General features: G+C 72.7%; 3 protein-coding genes. 1 reads left to right on the top strand and 2 read right to left on the bottom strand.

The window, feature by feature from the left end; translation table 11 throughout:
* The coding region (locus FUT87_RS24900) for an AMIN domain-containing protein (RefSeq protein WP_255512024.1) at positions 1-681 on the bottom strand (681 nt) is incomplete at its 3' end.
* A gap of 31 nt (positions 682-712) precedes the next feature.
* Positions 713-1,276 carry a tRNA (adenosine(37)-N6)-threonylcarbamoyltransferase complex ATPase subunit type 1 TsaE gene (gene tsaE, locus FUT87_RS24895; RefSeq protein WP_147242736.1) on the bottom strand — a complete coding sequence of 188 codons (564 nt, stop codon included), beginning with the start codon at positions 1,274-1,276 and terminating at the stop codon, positions 713-715.
* A gap of 92 nt (positions 1,277-1,368) precedes the next feature.
* Between tsaE and queG the strand changes: the two genes are divergently transcribed.
* Positions 1,369-2,081 (top strand): tRNA epoxyqueuosine(34) reductase QueG (gene queG, locus FUT87_RS24890; RefSeq protein WP_147242737.1); only part of this gene is annotated, 713 nt, incomplete at its 3' end.

The raw sequence follows: 2,081 nt of genomic DNA, 5'->3' as shown, positions 1-2,081 counted from the left end.
GGGCAGGGCCGCCGCGCTGGCGGCGCTCTCGGCGCTCGAGGCGGCCGTCTGCGGGCGGTCGATGCGGCCGATCAACTCGCCCAGCGCGTCGTTGACCGACTGCGCCGCGGCGCTCTCGGCGGCTTCCTTCTCGCGCACCAGGTCCAGCAGCGGATCGCGCTCGCGCGTCGGATGCAGGTCCAGCACCAGGCGGTTCTTGTAGGCCGCCACCGGCTCGATGGTGAACACCTGCGGCGCCACCGCCTGCTTCAGGTCCAGCACGATCCGCACCACGCGCGGCTGGTTCTGTCCCACGCGCACGCCGGCGATGTAAGGGTCGTCCGGCTTCACCTTGCCGAGCAGCTCCTTCAGGCCGGCGTTCAGTTCCAGGCCATCGATGTCGATGACGAGCCGGTCCGGATTCGCGGCCATGAAGCTCCTGGCGGCCAGTTGGCGATCGGACTCGATGGTCACGCGCGTGTAGTCGCTCGCCGGCCAGACGCGCACCGCGACGATGGTGGCGGCGCCGGTGACGCCCGCGGCCAGCGCGGGCAGGGCCGGGAAGCTCAGCACCACCGCGCCCATGCGGCGCAGGGCCTTGCGGCGGTCGCGCGACGCGGGCGCGGTCACGGGCGTGGACGGGGCCGCCACCGCGTCGTGCGGCAGGGGGGCGGCAGGCAGGCCGGTCAGGTCTCCGTTCATGTGAGGCGTGTCGGTCTCGTTCGAATCGATGTCAATCGGGGGCGCCGCCCGTGCCTGGCGCATCGGAAGCGGCGGGCGCGGCGGACGATGAGGTCGAGGCGGCCAGTTGCCGGTCCAGCTCGGCGAGCAGCGCCTGGCCGCGCGGCGTGTGCGCCTCGGCGCGGACGTCCCGGCTGTCGTCGTCATTGACCGCGAGCACCAGCCGCAGGTCCGGGGGCGGGAGCATGCCGGCGGCCTTGGACGGCCATTCGCTGAGCTTGAGCCCCGGCGCGGCGAAGACGTCGCGGAAGCCCGCGTCCTCCCACTCGCGCGGATCGCTGAAGCGGTAGAAGTCGAAGTGGTGGGCGGGCAAGCCGCCGAGGCCGGGCGGCGTGTAGTCCTCGACCACCGCGTAGCTGGGGCTCTTGATGCGGCCGGTGACGCCCAGCGCACGCAGCAGGTGGCGCACCAGGCTGGTCTTGCCGGCCCCCAGGCCGCCGTCGAGCTCGATGCCCAGGTCCGCGATCTGCGGACAGCGGGCCAACGCCTGCGCGAAGCGCTCGCAGGCGGCCTCGTCGGGCCAACGGAATGGGCGGGTTTCTAGAATGCTCAACAGCGATGAATTCCTTGGTCAACACCCCGCGGCTCGACGCGCCCTCCGACGCCTCCTCGAGCCCCTCCCGCGACCCCGACGCGCTGGCTGCGCTGATGGTCGAGGTGCGCGCCTGGGCGCATGAGCTCGGATTCTCACAGATTGGGGTGGCCCACGTCGATCTGAGCGATGCGGAGGCCGGCCTGCAGGCCTGGCTCGACGCCGGCTTCCACGGCGAGATGCAGTACATGGCCGCGCATGGCCTCAAGCGCGCCCGCCCGGCCGAACTGGTGCCCGGCACGATCAGCATCCTCACCGCGCGCATGGACTACCTGCCCGAGGCCATCGGCCCCGAATGGCAGGCGCGGGAGTGGGCCGCGCTGGCCGACCCGGCGCGGGCGCAGGTGTCGCTCTACGCCCGCGGCCGGGACTACCACAAGGTCCTGCGCCAGCGCCTGCAGCAGCTGGCGGACCGCCTGCAGGCGCGCGTCGGCCCGATGGGGCACCGCGTGTTCACCGACTCGGCGCCGGTGCTGGAGGTGGAACTCGCCAGCCGCTCGGGCATCGGCTGGCGCGGCAAGCACACCCTGACGCTGCACCGCGACAGCGGCTCGATGTTCTTCCTCGGCGAGATCTACCTGGACCTGGCGCTGCCGCCCAGCGAGCCGGTCAGCGCGCATTGCGGCCAGTGCCGCGCCTGCCTGGATGCCTGTCCGACCGGGGCGATCATCGCCCCCTACCGGCTCGACGCGCGGCGCTGCATCAGCTACCTGACGATCGAGCAGGACGGCCCGATCCCGGTCGAGTTTCGCGCCGCGATCGGCAACCG

It is taken from the genome of Mitsuaria sp. TWR114, assembly GCF_007997345.1.
The sequence above is the reverse complement of the archived record's forward strand: the minus strand, read 5'-3'. Positions and strand labels throughout refer to the sequence as shown.